The sequence below is a fragment of the Rodentibacter myodis genome (genome assembly GCF_001999305.1).
GTDB classification, from domain to species: Bacteria; Pseudomonadota; Gammaproteobacteria; order Enterobacterales; family Pasteurellaceae; genus Rodentibacter; species Rodentibacter myodis.
This window is the reverse complement of record NZ_MLHQ01000003.1, coordinates 1-26,258: the sequence shown is the minus strand read 5'-3', so window position 1 is coordinate 26,258 and position 26,258 is coordinate 1. Positions and strand designations below refer to the sequence as shown.

At 40.5% G+C, this 26,258-nt stretch carries 27 protein-coding genes; 15 read left to right on the top strand and 12 right to left on the bottom strand.

From position 1 onward, the window contains the following. The first annotated feature begins 35 nt into the window (after positions 1–35). The 3 genes from zapB to mnmG all read left to right on the top strand — a co-directional run bounded on the left by zapB (position 36) and on the right by mnmG (position 3,047). A complete protein-coding gene (zapB, locus tag BKL49_RS01255; protein ID WP_077422833.1) occupies positions 36–254 on the top strand; it encodes a cell division protein ZapB in 219 nt (72 codons plus the stop codon). 54 nt (positions 255–308) lie between these two features. Next, complete coding sequence (gene mioC, locus BKL49_RS01250) at positions 309–749, top strand: FMN-binding protein MioC (protein WP_077422832.1); 441 nt, start codon at positions 309–311, stop codon at positions 747–749. A gap of 408 nt (positions 750–1,157) precedes the next feature. Further along, positions 1,158–3,047, top strand: a complete 1,890-nt coding sequence (mnmG, locus tag BKL49_RS01245; protein WP_077422831.1) for a tRNA uridine-5-carboxymethylaminomethyl(34) synthesis enzyme MnmG — start codon at positions 1,158–1,160, stop codon at positions 3,045–3,047. Positions 3,048–3,104: 57 nt separating this feature from the next. On the opposite strand, the gene BKL49_RS01240 is transcribed toward mnmG, so the two are convergent. Next, entirely contained in the window at positions 3,105–3,950 is an 846-nt protein-coding gene (locus BKL49_RS01240) for an SDR family oxidoreductase (protein WP_077422830.1), read from the bottom strand. Between the two features lie 153 nt (positions 3,951–4,103). Here BKL49_RS01240 and BKL49_RS01235 point away from each other — a divergent pair, with 153 nt between their 5' ends. The 11 genes from BKL49_RS01235 to BKL49_RS01185 all read left to right on the top strand — a co-directional run bounded on the left by BKL49_RS01235 (position 4,104) and on the right by BKL49_RS01185 (position 12,135). Beyond that, positions 4,104–4,460, top strand: a complete 357-nt coding sequence (locus tag BKL49_RS01235) for a winged helix-turn-helix transcriptional regulator (protein ID WP_077422829.1) — start codon at positions 4,104–4,106, stop codon at positions 4,458–4,460. A gap of 74 nt (positions 4,461–4,534) precedes the next feature. Next, positions 4,535–5,146, top strand: a complete 612-nt coding sequence (rsmG, locus tag BKL49_RS01230) for a 16S rRNA (guanine(527)-N(7))-methyltransferase RsmG (protein WP_077422828.1) — start codon at positions 4,535–4,537, stop codon at positions 5,144–5,146. A gap of 123 nt (positions 5,147–5,269) precedes the next feature. After that, complete coding sequence (locus BKL49_RS01225) at positions 5,270–5,638, top strand: ATP synthase subunit I (protein ID WP_077422827.1); 369 nt, start codon at positions 5,270–5,272, stop codon at positions 5,636–5,638. A 27-nt stretch (positions 5,639–5,665) separates the two neighbouring features. Then, the gene (atpB, locus tag BKL49_RS01220; RefSeq protein ID WP_077422826.1) at positions 5,666–6,454 is read left to right on the top strand and encodes a F0F1 ATP synthase subunit A; all 789 of its coding nucleotides are present in this window, start codon (positions 5,666–5,668) and stop codon (positions 6,452–6,454) included. 55 nt (positions 6,455–6,509) lie between these two features. Next, the gene (atpE, locus tag BKL49_RS01215) at positions 6,510–6,764 is read left to right on the top strand and encodes a F0F1 ATP synthase subunit C (protein ID WP_005539567.1); all 255 of its coding nucleotides are present in this window, start codon (positions 6,510–6,512) and stop codon (positions 6,762–6,764) included. Between the two features lie 48 nt (positions 6,765–6,812). After that, positions 6,813–7,283 carry a F0F1 ATP synthase subunit B gene (gene atpF, locus BKL49_RS01210; protein WP_077422825.1) on the top strand — a complete coding sequence of 157 codons (471 nt, stop codon included), beginning with the start codon at positions 6,813–6,815 and terminating at the stop codon, positions 7,281–7,283. A gap of 13 nt (positions 7,284–7,296) precedes the next feature. Next, the gene (atpH, locus tag BKL49_RS01205; RefSeq protein ID WP_077422824.1) at positions 7,297–7,842 is read left to right on the top strand and encodes a F0F1 ATP synthase subunit delta; all 546 of its coding nucleotides are present in this window, start codon (positions 7,297–7,299) and stop codon (positions 7,840–7,842) included. Positions 7,843–7,856: 14 nt separating this feature from the next. Next, complete coding sequence (atpA, locus tag BKL49_RS01200) at positions 7,857–9,398, top strand: F0F1 ATP synthase subunit alpha (protein WP_077422823.1); 1,542 nt, start codon at positions 7,857–7,859, stop codon at positions 9,396–9,398. 17 nt (positions 9,399–9,415) lie between these two features. Further along, positions 9,416–10,285 (top strand): F0F1 ATP synthase subunit gamma, encoded by an 870-nt coding sequence (gene atpG, locus BKL49_RS01195; protein WP_077422822.1) that lies wholly within the window; start codon positions 9,416–9,418, stop codon positions 10,283–10,285. 17 nt (positions 10,286–10,302) lie between these two features. Next, positions 10,303–11,676, top strand: a complete 1,374-nt coding sequence (gene atpD, locus BKL49_RS01190; protein ID WP_077422821.1) for a F0F1 ATP synthase subunit beta — start codon at positions 10,303–10,305, stop codon at positions 11,674–11,676. 30 nt (positions 11,677–11,706) lie between these two features. Then, on the top strand, positions 11,707–12,135 hold the full coding sequence (locus tag BKL49_RS01185) for a F0F1 ATP synthase subunit epsilon (RefSeq protein WP_077422820.1): 429 nt from the start codon (positions 11,707–11,709) through the stop codon (positions 12,133–12,135). A gap of 133 nt (positions 12,136–12,268) precedes the next feature. Here the strand turns inward: BKL49_RS01185 and BKL49_RS01180 are convergent, their stop codons facing one another. The 6 genes from BKL49_RS01180 to rbsD form a co-directional block, all read right to left on the bottom strand. Beyond that, positions 12,269–13,264 (bottom strand): substrate-binding domain-containing protein, encoded by a 996-nt coding sequence (locus BKL49_RS01180; RefSeq protein ID WP_077422819.1) that lies wholly within the window; start codon positions 13,262–13,264, stop codon positions 12,269–12,271. 27 nt (positions 13,265–13,291) lie between these two features. Beyond that, positions 13,292–14,212, bottom strand: a complete 921-nt coding sequence (gene rbsK / locus BKL49_RS01175) for a ribokinase (protein WP_077422818.1) — start codon at positions 14,210–14,212, stop codon at positions 13,292–13,294. Between the two features lie 75 nt (positions 14,213–14,287). Then, positions 14,288–15,166 carry a ribose ABC transporter substrate-binding protein RbsB gene (gene rbsB / locus BKL49_RS01170; protein WP_077422817.1) on the bottom strand — a complete coding sequence of 293 codons (879 nt, stop codon included), beginning with the start codon at positions 15,164–15,166 and terminating at the stop codon, positions 14,288–14,290. A gap of 20 nt (positions 15,167–15,186) precedes the next feature. Further along, a complete protein-coding gene (rbsC, locus tag BKL49_RS01165; RefSeq protein WP_077422816.1) occupies positions 15,187–16,155 on the bottom strand; it encodes a ribose ABC transporter permease in 969 nt (322 codons plus the stop codon). A gap of 9 nt (positions 16,156–16,164) precedes the next feature. Continuing rightward, positions 16,165–17,652 (bottom strand): ribose ABC transporter ATP-binding protein RbsA, encoded by a 1,488-nt coding sequence (gene rbsA / locus BKL49_RS01160; RefSeq protein WP_077422815.1) that lies wholly within the window; start codon positions 17,650–17,652, stop codon positions 16,165–16,167. 14 nt (positions 17,653–17,666) lie between these two features. Beyond that, positions 17,667–18,086: a D-ribose pyranase gene (gene rbsD, locus BKL49_RS01155; RefSeq protein ID WP_077422814.1), complete on the bottom strand. Its 420-nt coding sequence runs from the start codon at positions 18,084–18,086 to the stop codon at positions 17,667–17,669. Between the two features lie 268 nt (positions 18,087–18,354). Between rbsD and BKL49_RS01150 the strand changes: the two genes are divergently transcribed. Beyond that, positions 18,355–19,074: a lysine/arginine/ornithine ABC transporter substrate-binding protein gene (locus BKL49_RS01150; RefSeq protein ID WP_077422813.1), complete on the top strand. Its 720-nt coding sequence runs from the start codon at positions 18,355–18,357 to the stop codon at positions 19,072–19,074. A 71-nt stretch (positions 19,075–19,145) separates the two neighbouring features. Here BKL49_RS01150 and hcr read toward each other — a convergent pair whose 3' ends face one another. The 5 genes from hcr to speFL form a co-directional block, all read right to left on the bottom strand. Beyond that, positions 19,146–20,168 carry an NADH oxidoreductase gene (hcr, locus tag BKL49_RS01145; protein ID WP_077422812.1) on the bottom strand — a complete coding sequence of 341 codons (1,023 nt, stop codon included), beginning with the start codon at positions 20,166–20,168 and terminating at the stop codon, positions 19,146–19,148. 121 nt (positions 20,169–20,289) lie between these two features. After that, positions 20,290–21,942: a hydroxylamine reductase gene (hcp, locus tag BKL49_RS01140; RefSeq protein ID WP_077422811.1), complete on the bottom strand. Its 1,653-nt coding sequence runs from the start codon at positions 21,940–21,942 to the stop codon at positions 20,290–20,292. 373 nt (positions 21,943–22,315) lie between these two features. Continuing rightward, the gene (potE, locus tag BKL49_RS01135) at positions 22,316–23,635 is read right to left on the bottom strand and encodes a putrescine-ornithine antiporter (protein WP_077422810.1); all 1,320 of its coding nucleotides are present in this window, start codon (positions 23,633–23,635) and stop codon (positions 22,316–22,318) included. A gap of 59 nt (positions 23,636–23,694) precedes the next feature. Continuing rightward, the gene (gene speF / locus BKL49_RS01130) at positions 23,695–25,857 is read right to left on the bottom strand and encodes an ornithine decarboxylase SpeF (protein WP_077422809.1); all 2,163 of its coding nucleotides are present in this window, start codon (positions 25,855–25,857) and stop codon (positions 23,695–23,697) included. A 226-nt stretch (positions 25,858–26,083) separates the two neighbouring features. After that, a complete protein-coding gene (gene speFL / locus BKL49_RS01125) occupies positions 26,084–26,236 on the bottom strand; it encodes a leader peptide SpeFL (protein WP_341860617.1) in 153 nt (50 codons plus the stop codon). Between the last annotated feature and the right edge of the window lie 22 nt (positions 26,237–26,258).

Sequence of the window (26,258 nt, the reverse complement as noted above, 5' to 3'; positions counted from 1 at the left end):
ACCTGTTTCGGACGTTATTTTAAAAGGAAATCACTATGTCATTAGAAATTTTAAACCAGCTTGAAGAAAAAATTAAACAAGCGGTAGAAACCATTCAATTACTTCAACTTGAAGTAGAAGAATTAAAAGAACAAAAAAATCAAGCACAACAAGCCGTTGAATCATTGCGAAATGAAAATGAACAACTGAAAAACGAACACCGTAACTGGCAAGAGCATATTCGTTCATTGCTTGGTAAATTTGATAACGTTTAATCATTACAAAGGGCTTAGAAAATCTAAGCCTTTTTCTTTAAGCTATTTTTATCTATGAAAATTTGTATTCTTTCCGGCAGCACATTAGGCACAGCCGAATATGTGGCAGAACATTTAGAAAATGTGTTAAAAACACAAGGCTTTTCAACCGCACTTTTCCACGGTGCAACCTATGATGATGTAATCAATGACCCCCTATGGCTTATCGTCACCTCCACCCACGGTGCAGGTGAAATTCCTGATAATTTACGTCCTCTTTTTGAACAAATTGCCCAATCAGATACCAATCTTAAACACCTACGGTTTGCAATCGTAGCCTTAGGCAATTCTGATTACGACACATTTTGTTATGCGGCAAAACAGATAGAAGAAATTTTGCAACAAAAAAATGCAGTCAAACTTTGTGATACCTTAAAAATAGATGTGTTAAATACAGATGATCCCGAAAGGGATAGCGAAGTTTGGCTTCCTCAATTTGTTCAAACTCTCTCTTAATTTAAAAAAGAACGATGATTTTCACGATCATCGTTTTTTATTACCTGTGAATAACTCATCCAAAACTTGTCAAAAAGCTGTATTTTTTCACTGAATAAATTTTTAATTGCTATCCTCTGTGGATAAATCATCAAGTTATCCACAATTAATCATTCCACTTTTTGCACTTGATCTACATTTTTTTACAAGATCTAACTCATTCATTTATAACTAAAAAAGGATCTTAATCACAGGATCTCACGATCCTAATAGTAACAATAATAAGATCTCTTTATATAAAAAGAGATCTTAGATCTATTACCGAGCGGATCTAGTGATCGCTTTTCCCGATCCAATTCTTTCTTTCAAGCAAAACCGAATTTTTGTAGAATACCGCACATTTTTAGATCCGAATAAATAGAGAAAATTATGTTTTATAACGAAACTTACGATGTGATCATCATTGGTGGTGGTCACGCCGGTACGGAAGCCGCACTTGCGCCGGCACGTATGGGATTAAAAACCCTTTTATTGACACACAATGTCGATACATTAGGGCAAATGTCTTGTAATCCTGCTATTGGGGGGATTGGGAAAGGTCATTTAGTAAAAGAAGTGGATGCTATGGGCGGCTTAATGGCGCGTGCTGCGGATAAAGCCGGTATTCAATTTCGTACGTTAAACAGCAGTAAAGGCCCTGCTGTGCGTGCCACACGGGCGCAGGCAGATCGCGTGCTATATCGCCAAGCCGTGCGTATGGCACTGGAAAATCAATCAAATCTCGATATTTTCCAACAAGAAGCCACCGATATTTTGATCGAACAAGATCGTGTAACCGGTGTTTCAACAAAAATGGGACTTATATTCCGTGCTAAATCCGTGATTTTAACGGCAGGGACATTTCTAGCCGGTAAGATCCATATTGGTTTGGAAAATTATGAAGGGGGGCGCGCAGGTGATCCGGCTTCGGTAAGTCTTTCCCATCGATTAAGAGATCTCGGATTACGTGTGGATCGTCTCAAAACCGGTACGCCGCCACGTATTGACGCCCGTACCATTAATTTTGATGTATTGGCAAAACAGCACGGCGATGAAGTGTTGCCGGTATTTTCATTTATGGGATCGGTTTCCGATCATCCCCAACAAATTCCGTGCTATATCACCCATACCAATGAGCAAACTCACGAAGTGATCCGCCATAATTTGGATCGCAGCCCAATGTACACCGGTGTGATCGAAGGGATCGGGCCGCGTTATTGTCCATCGATCGAGGATAAAGTGATGCGTTTTGCGGATCGCAATTCGCATCAGATCTACCTTGAACCGGAAGGGCTAACCAGTAATGAAGTTTATCCAAATGGGATCTCAACCAGTCTTCCTTTCGATGTACAAATGGGGATCGTCAATTCAATGAAAGGATTGGAAAATGCTCGGATCGTTAAACCGGGCTATGCGATTGAATATGATTATTTTGATCCTCGTGATCTCAAACCCACGTTAGAAACAAAATCGATCTCAGGTTTATTCTTTGCCGGTCAGATCAATGGGACAACCGGTTATGAAGAAGCGGCGGCACAAGGATTATTGGCAGGGATCAATGCGGGACTTTATGTTCAAGAAAAAGAAGCCTGGTTCCCACGCCGTGATCAGGCTTATACCGGCGTGTTGGTGGATGATCTTTGCACGCTTGGTACAAAAGAGCCTTATCGCGTGTTTACTTCCCGTGCCGAATATCGCTTATTACTACGCGAAGATAATGCCGATATTCGATTAACCCCAATTGCGCACGAGCTAGGGCTGATTGATGAAGTGCGTTGGGTGCGTTTTAACCAAAAAATGGAAAATATTGAGCTTGAACGCCAGCGTTTACGCAGTATTTGGTTGCACCCCCGTTCAGAATATTTGGAAGAAGCCAATAAAGTCTTGGGTAGCCCATTAGTGCGTGAAGCAAATGGTGAAGATTTACTACGCCGACCGGAAATGAATTATGAGATTTTAACTTCCCTCACCCCTTATCAACCGGCGATGGAAGATAAAGAAGCGGTGGAACAAGTGGAAATCGCCATTAAATATCAAGGTTATATCGAACATCAACAAGATGAAATCGAAAAACAAAAACGTCACGAAAATACAGCGATTCCGGCACAATTTGATTATTCCAAAGTCTCCGGATTATCAAATGAAGTGCGTGCGAAATTAGAACAGCATCGTCCGGTATCTATTGGACAAGCAAGCCGTATTTCCGGCATTACTCCGGCGGCAATTTCCATTATCCTCGTGAATTTGAAAAAACAAGGAATGTTAAAACGTGGGGAATAAGGTTCGCTAAGTTTAGAAAAAAGTGCGGTTAATTTTAACCGCACTTTTTATAGATGATTAAAGTGCTTGTTTTACTGCTACATCTAACCCTACGGTCGGACGACCTAATAATTTCTCTAGGGTTTTATCTTCTGAGAATAATGCGCCATTTGCAGCATCGGCATCACATTCTGCTAAGAATGTCGCTAAACCTTCCGGTAATCCGGCTTTAATTAATGCTGCGGTATAATCTGAAACCGAAAGATCAACGTAAGGGATTTCTTTACCTGTTTGTTTGCTAATTTCTGTGGCGAGATCACGGAGAGTATAATTGATTGAACCTGCCAGCTCATAAGTTTTGTTTTCGTGTCCCATTGTTAGTGCAACATTTGCAGCGGCTTCGGCTAGTTCTGCGCGCAATGCCGAAGAAATTCGCCCTTCTTTTGCTGAACCGTATAATGCTTGATTTGCGATTGCGGCAGGTACGGAAGCCGTATAGTTTTCAGTGTACCAACCGTTACGCAAAATTGTGTAGGTAATACCTGAAGTTTTTAATGCAGCTTCAGTCGCCAAATGTTCACCGGCTAAAGATTTCACTGCATTGTTTTTATCCGCACCTAACAAACTTGTGTAAATAATATGTTTCACACCGGCTTTTTTGGCGGATTCTATGACATTGCTATGTTGTTGTACACGTTGCCCAACTTCACTGCCTGAAATCAAAATTAAAGTGTCTATGCCTTGTAATGCTTCTACCTGACCTTCCGTTTTTGAGTAATCAAATGCGCGTGCTTCAACATCTGAAATTTTTGTCGGATTACGTGCAAGGGCAATAACATTGGCATTTTTTGCTTTTAATAGATTTAATACGATAGCACCGAATTGACCGGTTGCGCCGGTAACTGCAATAGTTTGTTTTGTCATTGTGTTGTCCTCTTTTATAAGATTGAAGTTTTGATTGTTTCTTTAATGTGGCGTATTATAGTTATTAACTTCCTTTTAGGAAGTACTTACATAAATGTAAGTTTATATTTTTTGAAAAATATTTATTAACATATTGATTTTAAAGGTATAAAAATGGAAAAAGGAAAGAAACGAGGAAATATATTGGAAGCAGATTGCCCTTCCCGTCAAATTTTGCAACATTTAACAGGACGTTGGGGAGCGTTAGTACTTGTAACACTTCATTCCGGTACAAAGCGATTTAGTGAGTTACGCCGTGAAATTAATGGTGTGAGTGAAAGAATGTTAACGAAAACCTTGCAGGAATTGGAAGAAGACGGAATGTTAATCCGCAAATCTTATAATACCGTTCCGCCACACGTGGATTATACATTGACGGAATTTGGTACGCAGGCATCACAAAAAATGTTTGAATTGGTAGATTGGATTGAAACTAATTTGTCAGATATTTTACGGAACAAAAAGCGTTAAGTTGTAAAAAAACAAAACGGATTTTGACCGCACTTTTAAGTAAAATGCGATCCCCTAATAAAGAGAATAAATCAATGAAAGCTAAATTAGACAGTCTTCTTACTCAGGCAAATATTCAATTAAGAGATCAACAAAAACAGCAGTTGATCGATCTTGTTAATTTATTAAACAAATGGAACAAAGCCTATAATTTGACTTCCGTGCGTGATCCGATGGAAATGCTGGTTAAACATATTTTGGACAGCCTTGTAGTAAGTCCTTATTTACAAGGTGAATATTTTATTGATGTGGGAACGGGGCCGGGTTTGCCGGGGCTGCCTTTGGCTATCGCAAATCCCAACAAACAATTTGTGTTGCTTGATAGCCTTGGTAAACGTATCAGTTTTATTCGTAACGCAATACGTGAGTTAAAACTCACAAATGTTGTTCCGGTATTGAGTCGTGTTGAGGAATACCGGCCGGAACAAAAATTTGATGGGGTATTAAGCCGTGCTTTTGCTTCACTGAAGGATATGACGGATTGGTGTCATCATTTACCAAAAGAAAGTGGACATTTTTACGCCTTGAAAGGGCTTTATCAAAAAGAAGAAATTGAAGCATTGGATGAAAAATACACGATTCAACAAGTGGTTGAATTACAGGTACCTGAACTTATCGGCGAGCGTCATTTGATCATTTTGCGTTAAATCATTACATTTTTGTAAACTATTTTCTAAAAGTGTGATTTAGATAACATTTTTTTAGCAGCTTTAAGTTGAATCTGATTTTTTCAATAGTATAATTGGCGCGGTTTAAGGTTATTGAAAGTAATGTCGAGAATAATACAGCAAGCGAAAACGCAGTATCGGAAAGCTATTCAAATCGAAGTAGTCATTATGTTGCTATTTGCTTGTTTTTTTGCTTTTTGGCAAATCAAAAATGCTTTGGATTTTTTGCTCGGTTTTCTTTCTGCACTTATTCCTTTTGGCGTTTTTGTGTATATCGTTTTTTATCGAAATTTACCCGCAAAATTAACCGCACTTTACAAAGGTGAAGCCATTAAATTTGTGCTGACAATGCTATTCATCATTGCCTCTTTCAAATGGTTTTTTGTGACACATTTTGTGATTTTTTTTAGCGGTTTTTTTATGGCATTAATGTTGAACAATCTCGTTCCTTTTTTGCTTCGCCGAATTTGATTTTATTGTACTAATATAGGGTTCGTTATGTCTGGACAAACAACATCGGAATACATTAGTCACCATCTCTCCTTTCTAAAAACAGGGGATGGATTTTGGCATATTCACGTAGATACCTTGTTCTTTTCTATTTTATCTGCCGTTATTTTTCTTTTCATTTTCTCTCGTGTGGCTAAAAAAGCGACCACAGGCGTTCCCGGAAAAATGCAATGTTTGGTTGAAATTGTCGTGGAATGGGTTGATGGTATTGTAAAAGAAAATTTCCACGGCCCGCGTGATGTGATTGCACCTTTGGCATTAACCATTTTTTGTTGGGTGTTTATAATGAACGCGATTGACCTAATTCCGGTCGATTTCTTACCTCAATTAGCCGCATTATTTAACATTCATTATCTCAGAGCCGTACCTACTGCCGATATTAGCGCAACCCTTGGTATGTCTATTTGTGTTTTCTTCTTAATTCTTTTCTATACCGTTAAATCTAAAGGGGTTAAAGGATTGGTTAAGGAATATACCCTGCACCCGTTTAATCATTGGGCGTTTATTCCGGTAAACTTTATTTTAGAAACGGTAACCTTGTTGGCTAAACCTATTTCTCTCGCGTTTCGTCTATTCGGTAATATGTATGCGGGTGAATTGATCTTTATTCTTATTGCTGTGATGTATTCTGCCAATATGGCGATTGCCGCACTAGGGATTCCTTTACATCTTGCTTGGGCAATTTTCCATATCTTGGTTATTACCTTGCAAGCCTTTATTTTTATGATGTTGACGGTCGTTTATTTAAGCATTGCTTACAATAAGGCAGATCATTAATCGTTTTTTATTAACCGGCTCTAGGGCTAAAACTTAACTTCTATTGGAGAAAATTATGGAAACTGTAATTACAGCTACTATCATCGGGGCATCTATCCTTCTTGCATTTGCTGCATTAGGTACTGCAATCGGTTTTGCTATCTTAGGTGGTAAATTTTTGGAATCTTCTGCTCGTCAGCCTGAACTTGCATCAAGTTTGCAAACTAAAATGTTTATCGTAGCAGGTCTATTGGATGCGATTGCGATGATTGCGGTTGGTATTTCTTTACTCTTCATCTTTGCGAATCCATTTATCGGTTTATTACAATAATCCCTTATTTGCTTATCAACCTAAAAAAAGCATTTTAAGGAGGTCGTTGTGAATTTAAATGCAACATTAATTGGTCAGCTTATTTCATTTGCACTATTTGTGTGGTTTTGTATGAAATTTGTATGGCCGCCGATTATTAAAGCCATTGAAACGCGTCAAAGCCAAATTGCTAACGCATTAGCATCGGCAGAAGCGGCGAAAAAAGAGCAAGCGGATACGAAATTACTTGCAGAAGAAGAAATTTCTAAAGCGAAAGTTCAAGCTCAAGAAATTTTGGATGCCGCCAACAAACGTCGTAACGAAGTGCTTGATGAAGTGAAAGCCGAAGCGGAAACGCTTAAAGCAAAAATCATTGAACAAGGTTATGCGGAAGTGGAAGCGGAACGTAAACGTGTTCAAGAAGAATTACGTCTTAAAGTGGCTTCTTTGGCTATTGCCGGTGCTGAGAAAATTGTGGGTCGTACGATTGATGAAGCGGCAAACAATGACATTATTGACAAATTAGTTGCAGAACTATAAGAGGCTTTAGCTTATGTCAGAATTAACTACAATAGCCCGCCCTTATGCCAAAGCAGCATTTGATTTCGCATTGGAACAATCCGCCAATAATAAAAGTGCGGTTGAAAAATGGACCAAAATGTTAGGTTTTTTGACCGCACTTGTTGAAAATGCGGAAATGAAAGCGTTTTTAACCGGTTCATTGTCTGCACAAAAAGTCGCGGATACCGTGATTTCAATTTGTGGTGAACAGCTCGATCAATATGGGCAAAATCTTATTCGGTTAATGGCTGAAAATAAGCGTTTGAGTGCAATCCCTGCGGTATTTGCCGAATTTACCCATTATGTGGAAGAACACCAAGCCATTGCGGAAGTCAACGTTACTTCAGCACAACCATTGAATGCAACTCAAATTGAAAAAATTGCAACAGCAATGGAAAAAAGATTAGCCCGTAAAGTGAAAGTAAATTGCAACGTGGATAATTCATTGATTGCCGGCGTGATTATTCGTACCGAAGATTTTGTGATTGATGGCAGTAGCCGTGGGCAACTTGCCCGTCTCGCAAATGAGTTGCAATAAAAGAGGAATGAAAAATGCAACTAAATTCAACAGAAATTAGTGAATTGATTAAAAAACGTATTGCCCAATTTGATGTGGTGAGCGAAGCGCGCAACACAGGGACAATCGTTTCCGTAAGTGACGGTATTATTCGTATTCACGGTTTAAGTGATGTAATGCAAGGTGAAATGATTGCATTACCGGGAAATCGTTATGCAATGGCACTTAACCTTGAGCGTGACTCGGTGGGTGCGGTTGTAATGGGACCTTACGCAGATTTAGCGGAAGGTATGGAAGTACAGTGTACAGGTCGTATTCTTGAAGTACCGGTAGGTCGTGGTTTATTAGGTCGTGTGGTGAACACACTTGGTCAACCGATTGATGGTAAAGGTGAAATCGAAAATGATGGTTTCTCTCCGGTTGAAGTGATTGCACCGGGGGTAATTGATCGTAAATCGGTAGATCAACCTGTGCAAACCGGTTATAAAGCCGTAGACTCAATGGTGCCAATCGGCCGTGGTCAGCGTGAGTTGATCATTGGTGACCGTCAAACCGGTAAAACAGCATTGGCAATCGATGCAATTATCAACCAACGTGATTCCGGTATTAAATGTATCTATGTTGCGATTGGTCAAAAAGCGTCAACGATTGCAAACGTAGTGCGTAAATTGGAAGAACACGGTGCATTGGAAAATACCATTGTGGTTGCCGCGTCAGCCTCTGAGTCTGCCGCATTACAATACCTTGCACCTTATGCAGGTTGTGCAATGGGTGAATATTTCCGTGATCGTGGCGAAGATGCGTTAATTGTTTATGACGATTTATCAAAACAAGCCGTTGCTTATCGTCAAATTTCCTTGTTATTACGCCGTCCACCGGGTCGTGAAGCTTATCCGGGGGATGTTTTCTACTTGCACTCACGTTTACTTGAACGTGCAGCCCGCGTAAATGAAGAATACGTAGAAAAATTTACCAAAGGTGAAGTAAAAGGAAAAACCGGTTCTTTAACCGCGCTTCCAATTATTGAAACGCAAGCGGGTGACGTATCTGCATTTGTACCGACCAATGTTATTTCAATTACCGATGGTCAGATTTTCTTAGAATCCAACTTATTTAACTCAGGTATTCGCCCTGCGGTAAACCCGGGTATTTCGGTATCTCGTGTGGGTGGTGCGGCTCAAACTAAAGTGGTGAAAAAACTAGCCGGTGGTATTCGTACCGCATTGGCTCAATATCGTGAATTAGCCGCATTTGCGCAGTTTGCTTCAGATCTTGATGATGCTACCCGTAAACAGCTTAATCACGGTGAAAAAGTAACCGAGTTATTGAAACAAAAACAATATGCACCGCTTAGTGTGGCGGAACAATCCGTATTACTTTTTGCGGTTGAGTTTGGTTATTTAGAAGATGTGGAATTGCAAAAAATTGCAAGTTTTGAAACCGCACTTTTAGATTATGCTCACCGTACCCACGGCGACTTTATGGCGGAATTAACTAAAACCGGCAACTACAATGATGAAATTAAAGACACATTGAAAGCGATTTTGGATAATTTTAAAGCCAATAGTGCGTGGTAATGTAACGGAGAAAAAAGATGGCAGGTACAAAAGAGATAAAAACCAAAATTGCCAGTGTACAAAGTACACAAAAAATTACGAAGGCAATGGAAATGGTAGCCACATCGAAAATGCGTAAAACGCAAGATCGTATGGCAGCTTCTCGCCCGTATTCTGAAACAATACGAAATGTTATCAGCCACGTCTCTGAAGCCAATGTTGGTTATAAACACCCGTTTTTAGTTCAACGTGAAATTAAAAAGGTCGGGATTTTAATTGTCTCGACCGACCGTGGAATGTGTGGCGGTTTAAATATCAATCTATTTAAAACCGTAATGACGGAAATCAAACAATGGAAGGATAAAGGGATTACTGTTGAATTGGGCTTAATTGGTTCAAAAGGTATTAACTTTTTCCGTTCATTAGGGTTGCCGATTCGCGCACAGCTTTCAGGTTTGGGTGATAATCCGGCAATGGAAGACTTAATTGGGGTAGCAAACGGAATGTTTAATGCCTATAAAGACGGTGAAGCCGATGCGATTTACATCGCTTACAATAAATTTGTGAATACAATGTCACAATCACCGATTTATCAACAATTAGTTCCATTACCGGCGTTAGAAACCGATAATTTAGAGCAAAGAGAAAGCACTTGGGATTATTTATATGAGCCGGAGCCAAAAATCTTATTAGATAGTTTGCTCACGCGTTATTTAGAATCACAAGTCTATCAATCTGTGGTGGATAACCTTGCTTCCGAGCAGGCTGCCCGAATGGTGGCAATGAAAGCGGCAACTGATAATGCAGGTAATTTAATCAATGACTTGCAATTAGTTTACAACAAAGCCCGTCAGGCAAGTATTACAAATGAATTAAATGAAATTGTTGCCGGTGCGGCAGCGATTTAAGGAATAGAGGAACGGTAATGGCAGCAGGAAAAATTGTACAAATCATCGGTGCGGTGATTGACGTTGAATTCCCACAAGATGCAGTACCAAAAGTTTACGATGCATTAAAAGTTGAATCCGGTTTAACCCTTGAGGTTCAACAACAATTAGGCGGTGGCGTGGTTCGTTGTATCGCATTAGGTACATCTGACGGATTAAAACGTGGCTTAAAAGTAGAAAATACCGGAAACCCAATTCAAGTACCGGTGGGAACGAAAACCCTCGGTCGTATTATGAACGTATTGGGTGAACCGATTGATGAACGTGGTGAAATTGGTGCGGAAGAAAATTGGTCTATCCACCGTGCCGCACCAAGTTATGAAGAACAGTCTAACAGTACGGAATTATTAGAAACCGGTATCAAAGTTATCGACTTAATCTGCCCATTTGCGAAAGGGGGGAAAGTTGGTCTATTCGGTGGTGCAGGTGTAGGTAAAACCGTAAATATGATGGAATTAATCCGTAATATTGCGATTGAGCATTCCGGTTATTCCGTCTTCGCCGGTGTAGGTGAGCGTACTCGTGAAGGTAATGACTTCTACCACGAAATGACGGAATCTAACGTTTTAGATAAAGTGTCATTGGTTTATGGTCAAATGAATGAGCCACCGGGTAACCGTTTACGTGTTGCTTTAACCGGTTTGACTATGGCTGAAAAATTCCGTGATGAAGGGCGTGATGTATTGTTCTTCGTGGATAATATTTATCGTTATACCCTTGCAGGGACGGAAGTATCGGCATTATTAGGTCGTATGCCGTCTGCGGTAGGTTATCAGCCAACATTGGCGGAAGAAATGGGTGTGTTGCAAGAACGTATTACTTCAACCAAAACCGGTTCTATTACCTCCGTTCAAGCGGTTTATGTTCCGGCGGATGACTTAACCGACCCATCTCCGGCGACAACCTTCGCCCACTTAGACTCAACTGTTGTATTGAGCCGTCAAATTGCCTCTTTGGGGATTTATCCGGCGGTTGACCCATTAGATTCTACATCTCGTCAGTTAGACCCATTGGTTGTTGGTCAAGAACATTATGATGTGGCACGTGGTGTACAGGGTATCTTGCAACGTTATAAAGAATTAAAAGACATCATTGCAATTCTTGGTATGGATGAATTATCTGAAGAAGATAAATTAGTGGTAGCACGTGCGCGTAAAATCGAACGTTTCCTATCACAACCTTTCTTCGTTGCTGAAGTCTTTACAGGTTCGCCGGGTAAATATGTGTCATTAAAAGACACCATTCGCGGTTTCAAAGGTATCTTAGACGGTGAATACGACCATATTCCTGAACAAGCGTTCTATATGGTGGGTTCAATCGAAGAAGTACTGGAAAAAGCCAAAAATATGTAATCACTTCAAGTCATTTGAAGGAGAACAAAAATGGCGACATTTAACCTAATCATAGTCAGTGCAGAGCGAAAAATTTTTGAAGGGGAAGTAAAACAACTCCAAGCAAGCGGTATCGAAGGGGAACTGGGCATTTTAGCCAATCACGTTCCTCTGATGACAGCGATTAAACCGGGAATTGTTAAATTCACTCTTGAAAATGGTAACGAAGATGTGATCTATGTTTCGGGTGGTTTTTTAGAAGTACAACCGAAGGTGGTTACCGTGCTTGCCGATGTGGCAATCCGTGGTAGCGAGTTAGATGCAGATCGTATTCGTGAAGCGAAACGTAAAGCAGAAGAAAACATCGTATCGCATAAATCTGATGCAGATCACGAGTTGTTGGTGGCGAAACTCTCCAAAGAGTTAGCAAAACTTCGAGCTTACGAGTTGACAGAAAAACTTGTGAAATCAAAAAGATAAAAAAAGTGCGGTTAATTTTAACCGCACTTTTTGTTTATATGGATATTATGTGACAAATAGACAAAGAGAAAATAAGTAATGAGGGCTACACATTTAGCTTTCTAATCATTTCAATAAATTCGTCTCATAAATATCAGATAGCCTGAACAGATTGCCGCAAAATTAAATCGGGATTCAAAGTGATTGTTTGATAATCACGCTTTGGCTCTTTGATACGCTGTAATAAGATTTCTACGGCAAGTTTGCCAAGTTCGGCTTTTGGTTGGCTCACTGTTGAAAGCGGTGGTGAAAGGTATCGTGCCAATTCAATATCATCATAACCAATCACGGAAATATCTTGTGGAATACGTAATCCTTGTTGATAAATAGCCTGATAAGCGCCCACGGCGATAGTGTCGCTACAACAAAATACGGCTGTTGGACGATTCCCCTTTGACAGAAGGCTTTGCATACCAACAATCCCCCCTTCAAAATCGAAATGACTTTCGATAATCCAATCTAAATTTGGTTGAATATCTGCCTCAAGGAGTGCTTTTTTATAGCCTTTTAAGCGATTTACCGCCAAGGATTTTTTTAAATTACCGGTAATGATCCCAATCTTTTTATGACCGGCATCGATTAGCGATTTTGTCGCCAAATAACCGCCAAGTTCTGAATTTTCAAGAATTTTATCGGCATTTAGTTCTGTAAACCACCAATCCATTACCACTAAAGGAACGGAAGGATTAATATCTGTTTCTGCATTAAAACGGCTATCACCACACATCAGCAATAATCCGTCCACTTGTTTATGCATTAATGTTTGCAGATTTTGTTGTAATCGTTTGGTCTCACCGCCTGTGGTGGCAATAATGAGGTTATATTGATGCTGTTGACAATATTGCTCCACACCTGCCATTAGTTCTGCAAAAAATGGGTTGTTTGTCGCTGTAACAAGCAAGCCGATCGTTTTTGTTTCCTTCACTTTTAAACTGCGTGCCACGGCAGAAGGTGTGTAATTTAGTTCTGCCACCACCCGCATTACTTTTTCACGAATTTCATCACTGACAAAACGCGAGCCGTTCACTACATGCGAGACGGTAGAAGTGGAAACCTGTGCCAATCGTGCAATATCTTTCATTGTTGCCATAAAAACATCCCGTTTTTTAACCGCACTTTAGGCATTTGCAAGAAAATTCAAGGTTTCTTGTTTTGTAGGAATGGAGGATTGCGCGCCTTGTCGGGTAACACTGATTGCCGCTGCCGCTTGCGCAAACCGAATTGCTTTTTCAAAAGATTGGCCTTCCAGTAATGCGGTAACAAAACCACCATTAAAAGTATCACCGGCAGCAGTGGTATCCACCGCTTGTACCTGAAAACCCCGAATTATTTTGCTTTCACCTTTTCGGCTGAAAAAGACACCTTTTGCGCCAAGGGTAATGATGACACTCTCAATCCCTTTTTGATGAAAAACCAGCGCCGCTTTGACCGCACTTTGTTCGTCTGTTACTTGCACGCCGGTGAGGATTTCCGCTTCCGTTTCATTTGGCGTAATGATGTCGATTTGGCTTAATAAATGATCCGATAAAGGTTGTGCCGGCGCAGGGTTCAATATCACTTTTACACCATTTTTCTTGGCAATGTTTGCGGCAAGTTCCACAGCGGTAACAGGGGTTTCCAACTGCATAAGTAAGTAATCGGATTGGGCAATTTGTGCTTCATTTTGCTGTATGATTTGTTCATTCAGATAAGCATTTGCACCTCGTGCAATCACAATACTGTTTTCGCCGGATTGTGCAACTTGAATAAATGCCATTCCTGTCATTTCCTGTTCGATTGTTGCAATGTGGGTGGTATCAATGCCGTCTTGCAAAAAAGTATTTTTCATTATTTTACCCATATTATCATCACCAACACAGCCGATAAATGCGACATTCGCCCCTAAGCGTGCGGCAGCAACCGCTTGATTTGCCCCTTTTCCACCATAAGCGATATGGTAATTTTCACCGGTTAAGGTTTCCCCCGGTTTGGCAAAATAAGGTACGGAAATAACGTGATCCACATTAATACTGCCGAGAACAGTGAGATTTTTTTTCATATTGAAATCCTACATTTTTAATGTATTGATTATTATAAAGGGCGTTATGATACGCCCTATATAAATGATGTAAAATTATTCGCTAATTACTTTCAAATCCACCGGAATTTTGGCTTCAACCTGTTCGCCTTTTAATACTTTATCGGCAGTGATCACGCCAAGCGAACCAATTAAATCCGGCTGTTGTGCCACCGTGGCGGTCATTTTTCCGCTTTTCACCGCTTTTACGCCATCTTCCGTGCCGTCAAATCCCACTACGATCACATTTTTATTTGCCGCTTTAATAGCACGCAAAGCCCCTAATGCCATTTCATCATTTTGCGCAAAAATAGCTTGAACGTCTGCTTTGCCGGAGAGGAGATTTTCCGTCACGTTCAAACCTTTCGTGCGGTCAAAATCGGCAGGTTGGCTGGCGAGAACATTAAATTTATGGGCTTCAACGGCTTGTTTGAAACCTTCTCCACGTTCACGGGCTGCAGATGTACCGGCAATGCCTTCTAACTGGATCACTTTTGCACCCTCACCTAATTTTTGAGCAATGAAATCCCCTGCCATTTTTCCGCCGGCAACGTTGTCAGAGGCAATGTGGCTGACGACTTTACCCTTTGCCGCACCACGGTCTAGGGTAATCACCGGAATATTATTACGGTTTGCAATAGCAACGGCATTGCTCACTGCTTCCGAATCCGTTGGATTGATTAAAAGCACTTTTGCACCACGAACGGTTAAATCTTCAACATTAGCAAGTTCTTTTGCCGGATCATTTTGAGAGTCTAATACCACCAGTTTATAGCCTAATTCATCGGCTTTTTTCTGTGCGCCCTCTTTTAATGTTACAAAAAACGGGTTATCTAAGGTGGATACCGCTAAGGCTATTGTGTCTTGAGCGGTTGCCGCGCCGGAAACGGCTAAGCCTAATAATATAGCGGTGCTAAGTGCGGTTAATTTTTTCATAGTTTTTTCCTTAATGTGAGTTATGGTTTTTTTATACCAAGATAGTTATCGGCTAAAACGGCAACCAGAATAACCAACGCTTTTGCTATCATTTGATAGTAAGATGAAATATCCAATAAATTCAGGGCATTGTTTAAGAAACCGATAATTAATGCGCCGATAAGCGTTCCCATTACACGGCCTTTCCCACCCATTAAACTGGTTCCGCCCACCACAACGGCGGCAATGGCATCCAATTCGTAAGAAACGCCGGCTGTCGGTTGGGCAGAAGAGAGACGGGAGGTGACAATAAGTCCTGCCAGTGCGGATAAGAATCCGCTTACGGCGAACACAAACACTTTGATTTTATTAACGTTAATGCCGGAAAGTCGGGTGGCAGATTCATTTCCACCTAAAGCATAAATATAACGACCCATTGGCGTGTGTTTCAAAATGTACCACGCAACGGCAAACACCAATGCCATAATCCAAATAGGGATAGGAATACCAAGAAAGTACCCCGTGCCAATGCCGGCGAAAATATCGGCATTATCAGAAAAGCCGGTAGTAATAGGGCGACCTTCTGTATAAACCATTGTTATGCCACGTAGTAACGTCATCGTAACAAGGGTTGCAATAAAGGCTTGCACTTTGCCTTTTGCCACAATGACACCGCTTACACTGCCTAATAATGTACCGATGAATAATGTGGCGGGAACAACCAATAAAATAGGCAATTCACGGCTTACCATTGAAGCGGCAATCGCACCGGTGAGGGCTAAAATTGAGCCGACAGAAAGATCGATCCCCGCAATCAGTATTACGAACGTCATTCCCACGGCGATAATGGCATTCACGGAGGTTTGACGTAAAATGTTTAGAATATTATCCACACTGAAAAAATCCGGATTGATTATCGAAACGATGGCAATCAGGATAATGAGTGCAATAAATGAACGTTGTTCAATCAAAAATTTTCCAACTTGGAAACGGGATGTGTTGGTTTTCATTCTGTTTACCTACTTATGTTTACCGATGGCTGCCGCCAATAATTTTTCTTGAGTTGCTTCTTCACGGGAAAATTCCGCACTGATTTTGCCTTCCCGCATCACCAAAATACGATCGCTCATTCCCAGCACTTCCGGCATATCGGAGGAAATCATTAAAATACTCAAGCCCTCTTTTTTAAATTCATTGATAAGTTGATAAATTTCCTTACGCGCCCCCACATCCACACCACGTGTCGGTTCATCTAAAATCAACACATTTGGACGCGTCATCAAACCACGGGCAATCGCCACTTTTTGTTGATTTCCACCGGAAAGCAAGCCAACTTGTTGCTCCCGACTTGGCGTTTTGATATTGAACATCAAAATAAAATCATCCACCGCCATGGTTTCGGCTTGGTGGCGAATGTGACCTTTTTGCGAAAAATACTCAAGGGCGGTAAGCGACATATTTTCTTTAACGGACATTCCTAAAATCAGCCCGTCACCTTTGCGATCTTCAGAAATATAGACAATGCCGTTATTCAACCCATCTTGCGGACTGCGATTTTCAATCTCCTGATTTTTTAACCGCACTTTACCCGCCGTTTTCGGCAATGCTCCATAAAGAAGTTTGCCAAGCTCTGTTCTGCCTGCACCCATTAAGCCCGATACACCAACAATTTCGCCTTCATATAATTTGAAAGAAACCTTCTCAACGCCACTGCCGCTTAATTGCTCAACCTCCAAGACACAAGCCCCTTTTGATTGTGGTAAGTGAGGATATTGTTCATCCAAACGGCGACCAACCATCATTTCGATTAAATCATCTTCGGTAATGTCTGCCACCGTACGTTCACCGATGAATTGACCATCACGCAAAATGGTTACCTCATCGCAGATTTGGAAAATTTCTTTCAAACGGTGAGAAATATAAACAATGCCACGATTTTCCGCTTTGAGTTCTTGGATAACCTTGAACAAGGCTCTGGTTTCTGTATCTGTGAGGGCATCGGTCGGTTCATCCATAATGATAACTTTAGATTCAAAACTTAATGCTTTGGCGATTTCCACCATTTGTTGCTCGCCGATAGAAAGTTCCGAACACAATTTTTGGCTACTATGGGTTACGCCTAAACGTGCCAAAAGTTTATCTGCCTCTTGTTGCATTTTTTGTCGATTAATCGCGCCCCACGGCGTTTTAAATTCACGACCTAAAAAGATATTTTCGGCAATCGTTAAATTTCCAATCAAATTCAATTCTTGATGAATAATACTAATGCCCGCTTCTTGTGAGGCTTTAGGGCCGTTGAAGGATACCGCTTTGCCGAGGTATTCAATCGTGCCGGCATCTTTACTATAAATGCCCGTAAGCACTTTCATTAAAGTGGATTTGCCCGCACCGTTTTCACCCATTAACGCCATCACTCGTCCGGCATAGACGGACAAACAAGCGTTGCTCAAGGCTTTCACACCGGGGAAAGATTTATCCACACCACTGATTTTGAGTAAGGTTTCCATTGTTTCACCTTTAATTAAAACGGCACACCGGAATATAAAATCACATTGGCATAAGGCGAACATTCGCCGCTACGTACAATGGCTTTGCTGTGTTGGGAATATTGTTTAAAGGTATCGTGTGGTACAAATTCCACTTGAATTTGATTACCTTGGTTTGCTTCAAGGTGATGAAGTTTTGCCAAAAGTGCGGTCAAAATTTCAGGATTTTTTTCTTTGATTTCTTCTGCAATAACCGCCCGTTCCACAAACATTTCACTGATTACCACATCTAAGGTTTGAAGAAAACTTGGCACACCCGCAGTGAGGGCGAGATCGATTCGCTCAATATCCACCGGAATCGGCAACCCTGCATCGCAAAGGGTTAAACTTTCCGTATGCCCGAGTGTGGCAATGCAATGGGAAAGCTGAGCATTTAATAAGGTTGTTTTTTTCATTTTAGCCCCTTTTTATGTTATCGAAACGTTTCGATAAACATTTCACAAGGATCATAGGCAGGAAAAAGCGAAATACAACCACGAATGTTCAAATTTGAGACAGGGATCACAGAATTTTTAAATGGAGATGATGAAATAGTTAAATCCTAATTTTTACCAAATAGAGATAAAAGATCATCATTATGAATAAATATTGCATACAAATGCAAAAATATTTAATATATATTCATTTTTTGAGGTTGAACAAGCAAACACAGGAGAGAAAACAATGAAAAAATTACTTCTACTTAGCATTGTTATAGGCGCGGGAATGACGGTAAATGCGGAAGAATTGACTTTTGGTACCGAGCCAAGCTACCCGCCTTTTGAAGCCACCACCGAAAAAGGCGAACTGGTAGGATTCGATATTGATATTGCACAAGCGATTTGTAAGGAAATCCAAGCAACCTGCCATTTTAAAACTCAGCCTTTCGATGCGTTAATTCCAAGTTTAAAAGCAAAACGTTTTGATGCCGCGATGTCGGCAATTGATATTACTCCGGCACGTGAAAAACAGGTTTTATTTAGCGATCCTTACTACGATAGCTCGGCAAGTTATATTGGCCTAAAAGGTAAAGGAAACTTGGCTACGGCAAAAAATATCGGCGTGCAAAATGGTTCGACTTTCCAACAATATACTGTCGCCGAAACGCCTCAATATACGCCAAAATCCTATGTGAATTTGCAAGATGCAATTTTGGATTTACAAAACGGTCGGATTGACATTGTGTTAAGCGACACTGCATTGCTGGCAGATCTGATTGCCAAAGAACCCAATATTGAATTTGTGGGCGAAAAAGTAACAAATGCAAAATATTTCGGCAACGGCGTAGGCATTGCGTTACATAAATCAAACAAAGCCCTACAAACCCGCTTAAACCAAGGTTTAAAAACCATTAAAGAAAACGGTGAATACCAAAAAATCTATGATAAGTGGATGAAGAAATAAGTTAAAAACACCGTGAAAACAGACCGCACTTTGATTTACTTATCAAAAGTGCGGTTAATTTTTATCTATTTTTACGGCATTAAATCCACTGATACATTGCCTTTCAGCTTACAGCTACACGCTAGCACATAGCCTTGTGCTATTTCAGCTTCCGTTAATGGACCGTTAGTTTCCACTTCATAATCACCATTCAACACCAAGGTTTTACAAGAGCCACAAATACCTTCGCGACAAGCGGCGATAATCGGCGCTTTGTGTTCTTCAAGTGCGGCGAGTAACGTCATGCCCACTGGCACAGAGAAAGTTTGCGGCACAGGATTAGTGATGGAAAGGGTAACTTGCTTGCTGTTGTCCAACATACAGTTTTCTGCGGAGGAATGGAATTGTTCCAAGAAGAAACGTTCCGCCGGAATACCGAGGGATTCTGTCATCGTACGCAAATCGTTCATATAACTTTCAGGACCGCAAGTCAGTACGGTGTAATCCGCAATATTGGGTATGAGATCAGTAAGCATTTGGCGATTTAAACGACCGGAAATAAAGCCTTCTTCAGCATCTACAGAAGCATTCATAAGGAGTTTCAGTTGTGGAAATTGTTCTTTTAACAAATGCCATTCCCGTTTAAAAATAACATCTTTCGGCGAATGCACGCTGTAAAGCACAACGACATCGACGTTCGGCTTATTTTTTAATAGCCAACGGGTCATTGACATAATGGGGGTGACGCCACAACCACCGGCAACTAACAAATAGTGGTCACTGATAATACGCGTACAGGTGAATTTACCCATTGGATCGGAGAACCAAATTTGATCGCCTTCTTTAATTTCTGAGGTAATCCAATTTGAACCTACCCCATTTTTGATACGGCGAACAGTTAAGGTGATAAAACGGCTCATACCGGGTGTAGAAGAAAGCGTGTAAGCACGCACAATATTCGGTGTGTTACGAATGCTTACCAAGGCATATTGACCGGATTCATAAGGATAAAAATCTTGGGCAATCAGCTCAATGGTAAAAACATCGTCCGTTTCTTGATGAATCGCATGAACTTGCATTTCGTTGTAGCACAACGGATTTTGGTTGTTTGACATCGTGTTTTCCTTTTGAAAGTGCGGTGGGTTTTAGTGAAGTTTTTTGATGTTTCTTCTCACTCACTTGCGGGAGAGGGGAAAAAATACTAAAAATCCGACCGCACTTTTTCTCAATTAACCCTTATTTCGCCAAGGCTTCTGCCATATCTTGTTCCGGTGTAGTTAGACCACGTAAGCCAAACTTTTCGTTTAATAATGCCATAACGTTATCATTTAAGAACGCCGGTGCAGTTGGACCGGTATAGATATTTTTTACGCCTAAGGCTAATAGCGTTAATAAAATCACAATGGCTTTTTGTTCAAACCAAGAAAGCACAAGGGTGAGTGGTAATTCGTTTACACCAATCCCCAATTTTTGTGAAAGATTCACTGCAAGCATAATGGCAGAGTAGGCATCATTGCATTGACCCACATCCAATAAACGCGGTAAGCCTTCAATATTGCCGAAATCTAATTTATTGAAACGGTATTTACCACAACCGAGTGTTAAGATGGCACAATCTTCCGGCACTTGGCGAGCGAAATCGGTGTAGTAGCTACGTTCGCCTTTGCTACCATCACAGCCACCCACCAAGAACACGTGGCGCAACTTGCCGCCAGCAACAAGGTTGATCACCGCATCAGAGGCATTTAATAAAGTTTGACGACCGAAACCCACGGTAATTTGATGTTCTAATTCATCGTATGGAAAACCGCCCATTTCTTGTGCTTTGGCGATCACTTGACTGAAATCGCGATTTTCAATATGTGTGACTCCCGGCCAACCAACGATGCTGCGGGTGTAAATACGATCTGCATAGTTACCAACATTTGGGTCGATAATACAGTTTGATGTCATAATCACAGGACCGGGGAATTTAGCAAATTCTTTTTGCTGATTTTGCCAACCACTGCCGTAGTTGCCCACGAGGTGTTTATATTTTTTCAATTCCGGATACCCGTGTGCCGGTAACATTTCACCATGGGTGTAAATATTTATGCCGGTGCCTTCAGTTTGTTCCAAAAGTGCTTTTAAGTCTTTTAAATCATGACCGGAAATTAAGATACACTTGCCTGCCACAGGTTTTACGTTCACCGTTGCCGGAACTGGGTTGCCAAAGGTTTCCGTTTCGCCAGCATCCAATAAACTCATCACTTGGAAATTCATATTGCCGATACCAAGGGCTTTTTCCAATAATTCGTTTAAATCGCTTGGATGCGTGCCTAACCACGCCATAAATTCGTGGAATTGGCGATATACTTCGTTATCAAATTTGCCTAAAACGTGTGCATGTTCCATATATGCAGCCGCGCCTTTTAAGCCATATAAGCAAAGCATACGCACGCCGTGAACTTCTTCACCAATTAAAGTGCGGTCGGTATTTAATGCAAAATTCGCTGCTTGTTTGATTAATTCTGTAATTGTTGTGCCTTCAAGTTGTAAATGAGCAAGTGGGTGTTTTACATCAATACTTGGATTCATTTCGCGACAACGTTTGATCAGGCTATCACGATGAGCAATCGCTTGTTGTGCATATTCCACTATACGTTGAGAGTCAAAGTTCACGTTAGTTAACGTAGAGAAGAAAGCTTGTGCCGTAAATGCATCCACTTCATTATCAATAATGCCTAAATCGCGTGCTTGAATAGCCCAAGCGGAAAGGCTTTGCAGGGTGGCGACCAATAAATCCTGTAAGTCAGAAGTTTCAGCGGTTTTTCCGCACATGCCTTGGGAATAGCTACAACCATTTCCCACCGGTGTACGCATCGTTTGTTCACATTGTACGCAGTACATAATAAAGTCCTTTGTTAGAGTAGATGTCGTTAGAAATAAATCCTATTAAAATACTCGGATTTATATGCGCATAATAAGCACTTTAAGTTCATTCAACAAAAGGAAGTTTGAATTAAATGAAGTTTTTTTGATCTAGATTAGGGGGATTACTCAGAAAGAGTTATGAATAATTTTATTTTGGAATTTGTTTGAATCACGAATGGATATATTTTTGGACAAGTTGAAAACCGTACGCACATTATTAAAGTAGTTAAAGGGTAATTACGTGGGATAAAAAAACGGTTTCTTTTTTATCTCATCAAATCTCTTTACGCTTATTAGCAGAAGCAATAAAAAAGCCCACACTAAGGTGGGCGAATGGAGTCACAGATATTTATTGTTTAATTGATTTATGCAGATCAAATTTATAAGACACGAAGCCATATAATGTCCAACCGATAAAAGTGGCGATTGAACCGTATAACATCGCTTGCTCACCGGCTGCATAAAGGGCATATATGCTATACACCGAACCGATAAATGCAACGAGCACGGTTGTTTTATATTTGCGCGTTGGTACATTTTCCGTTTTTAACAGCACGGCTAATGCCGCCATAGAAAGTAAGTACGGAATGACATTGGTGACCACAGCTAAATCAACCAATACATTAAATTGTTTATTTAATGATGGGCTGATTGTCAATAAAGATAATAATGTTTGAATCGCTGTAATGGTTACCATACCGATAATTGGTGCGTCTTTGCTGGTAACTTTTTTGAAAAATGCAGGGAAATAGCCTTCTTCTGCGGAAGATTTGAATACTTGAGCAATGGTAAACTGCCAGCCTAATAAAGAACCAAAACAAGACATAACCATTAATCCCATAATAACTTTACCGACAGTTTCATTAAACATGTGGGCAAAAGCCAACCCGAATGGGGCGGTAGATTGTGCTAAATCCATATTTGGTACGATACCGGCAATCACATTGGTTGAGACAATATAAATTACCGCTGCTCCAAGTGTTCCTCCCAATACGGCAATAGGTACGTTTTTCTCCGGATTTTCAACCGCATCGGAATTGGCGCAAGCCGATTCTAATCCTAAGAACGCCCATAAGGTCATAGAGATAGATACTCCAATCGCTTCAAAGGTTGGGACATTATGAGGATTCCAAGCGCTAATGTATTGTGAACCGTCAAACCAATACCAACCGACGATACTAATACCAACAACAGGAATGATGACCCCCCAAATGGTGAACGAACTAATATTTCCTGTAATTCTTGCACCGCCGAAGTTAAGCACGGTAGCAAGCCATAATGTAAAAATTGTCCACAGTGCAATGGAGAGCGGTGAAAGGGCTGTGCCTAACAGTTCGGAACCGTAACCTACGGCAGAAATTGCAATCGCCGTGTTGGCAATAACCAAAGAGACACCGTAGGTGTAATTTGCCATAAAGTTACCTGCTTTACCGAAAGAATATTCGGCATAGCCGCCCATACCGCCGGATTTTTTACTGAACATACCGCATTGTGCAAATGCGTAAGCGAGAGCGGTGGAACCTACTGCGGTCACTAACCAAGAGACGATAGAAATAGTTCCGATTTCTGCTAATTTGGTCGGTAGCATGATAACGCCGGAACCCATCATATTTACCATCGTGAGTATGGTAAGTTGTACCATACCGATTTTATTACTTTTTGTACTCATAATTTATTCCTCAAGTGCGGTCATATTCTCATTAAAAAATGACCGCACTTTTTTAGCGATTAATGTTCATTTAATACGTAACCATAGGCACGAGTCCGTCCATCAGGATCTTTTTGTAGATAGACCCCTTGGATTTCCGGTGCAAAGCCGGGTAAGGTATTAATGCCTTCTTCTAGCGCTAAGAAATATTGTTGAGCGGTTGTACTCCATCTTTCTCCCGGTACTACACAAAGCACGCCCGGAGGGTAAGGAAGCGCACCTTCCGCCGCAATTTTGCCTACAATGTCTGTGAGTGAAACTAATTCCACATTGTTGCGGATTAATTCAATGTTGGCATCGTGAGGATTCATCGCATATTCAGGTAAGGTCGCTTTACGGAATAAGTCTTTCTGTAATTGTTTTACATTGCGACTGACGTAGAGATCATGCATCTCTTGGCATAATTGACGGATGGTATAACCTCTGTAACGTTCCTCGTTATTTTTGTAAACGGTAGGTAATACATCTTGTAATGATGAATCTTGTTTGATATGTTTTTCAAACAATGCGATTTGGGCGACTAAGGTTTGCATTTTTGTTAAGGTTTCAGCAGGCGTTAACAAAAATAAGATGGAGTTCAAATCGCATTTTTCCGGGATAATACCGTTTTCACGTAGGTAGTTTGCTAAGATGGTAGCTGGAATACCGAAAGATTCGTATTCACCGCTTTCTAAGCTAATACCCGGTGTGGTGAGCAAGAATTTGCAAGGATCAACGAAGTATTGTTCATCTTCATAACCTTCAAATTTATGCCAGGTGTCGGTTGGATGGAATTTGAAGAATTCAAGGTTTGTTGCGATTTCTTCAGTATCGTAATCCTGCCATTTTTTGCCTTTTATCGTCGTAGGAATAAATGGGCGAATCAGTTCGCAATTATTTAAGACTAATTTACGTGCCTCAATCCCTACTTTTACACAATCATGCCATAAACGGCGACCGGCTGCGCTACCCTGAATTTTGGCATTCACATCTAATGTTGCGAATAATGGGTAGAACGGGCTGGTGGAAGCGTGCAACATAAAGGCATTATTAAAACGTTTGTGATTAACATAACGACTTTGACCTTTAATATGTTTGTCTTTTTTGTGAATTTGAGAGGCTTGTGAGAAACCTGCTTGTTGTTTATGAACGGATTGTGTCACGATAATACCGGGATCGTTTTCATTAAGTTCTAACAAGAGAGGCGAGCAATCTTTCATCATTGGAATGAATTGTTCGTAACCGACCCAAGCGGAATCAAATAAAATATAGTCACAAAGATGGCCAATTTTATCTACGACTTGACGTGCGTTATAGATAGTCCCATCGTAAGTACCTAATTGAATCACGGCTAAACGGAACGGACGTTGTTTCTCCGCACTTTCAGGTGCGACTTCTTTGATTAAATCCCTTAAATAACTTTCTTCAAAGCAGTGGCTATCAATACCACCGATAAACCCGAACGGGTTACGGGCAGTTTCAAGATAAATAGGGGTTGCTCCCGCTTGAACCAATGCGCCGTGATGGTTGGATTTATGGTTGTTTCGATCAAATAAAACAAGATCACCCGGTGCTAGAATGGCGTTTAATGCCACTTTATTTGCAGAGGACGTACCGTTTAATACGAAATAAGTTTTATCGGAATTAAATACTTGTGCCGCATGTTTTTGTGCATCACAGGCAGCGCCTTCATGAATAAGCAAATCGCCTAGTTTTACATCGGCATTACAAATGTCCGAACGGAAAATGTTTTCTCCGTAGAAATCATAAAGGAAACGCCCCGCCGGATGTTTGCGATAATATTGACCGCCTTGATGTCCCGGACAGTCAAAAGCTATATTCCCCATTTCCACATATTCGCTGAGCATTTTGAAGAATGGAGGAAGCATTTTTTCTTCATAAAGTTTAGCGGCAGTTTCAATTTGACGACTGTGAAGCTGGATATCATAACCATTGAGATCCTGGATATGGTAAACAGAATCATAAAATTCAGGTGAAAGTGGTTGCTCATCGGTTTGTACAACAAAAACAGGAATATTAAATTCAGTTTCTTTGATAGAATCAATAAATTGATCTATGTCGGAAGAATTTAATACAATAGCCGCAACATCAGTAAAATCAGTTTGTTTGATTTCCACCATATCTCTTTTCGTTAAGAAATATTGGGTAACAGCCGGACTATATGCAATTTTTAATTTAGGCATAATTAACTCCTTGTTTATATTATTGAGATAAAAAGGTCTCCTGCATTATTAAAATAATGCATTCTTTGTTTTTTAAACAATAAGAGGGATTGTCACTAATTTAATAATATTAGTGATTAATTCTTATTAATTTAAAATAGGGAATAACAGCTTTAATTAAGAAACAATGACTTTTAGTGAGTCATGTTTTTTAAAGCTAAAATCTCTCTGAATAGTGAAGCCACTACTAGAGAGCTAAATGGGATGGTTTATTTTGAGAGGCAAAAACAGAATAGGAGAAACAAGAACGATGTGATGGCATCATAATGTGTCTTGTTCGACGAATATGTGCCATCAAAGAACGCCCTTTTATTGGATTAAGACTTAAAAGGCGTAAAATCCTTGTATGTATGTATGTATGT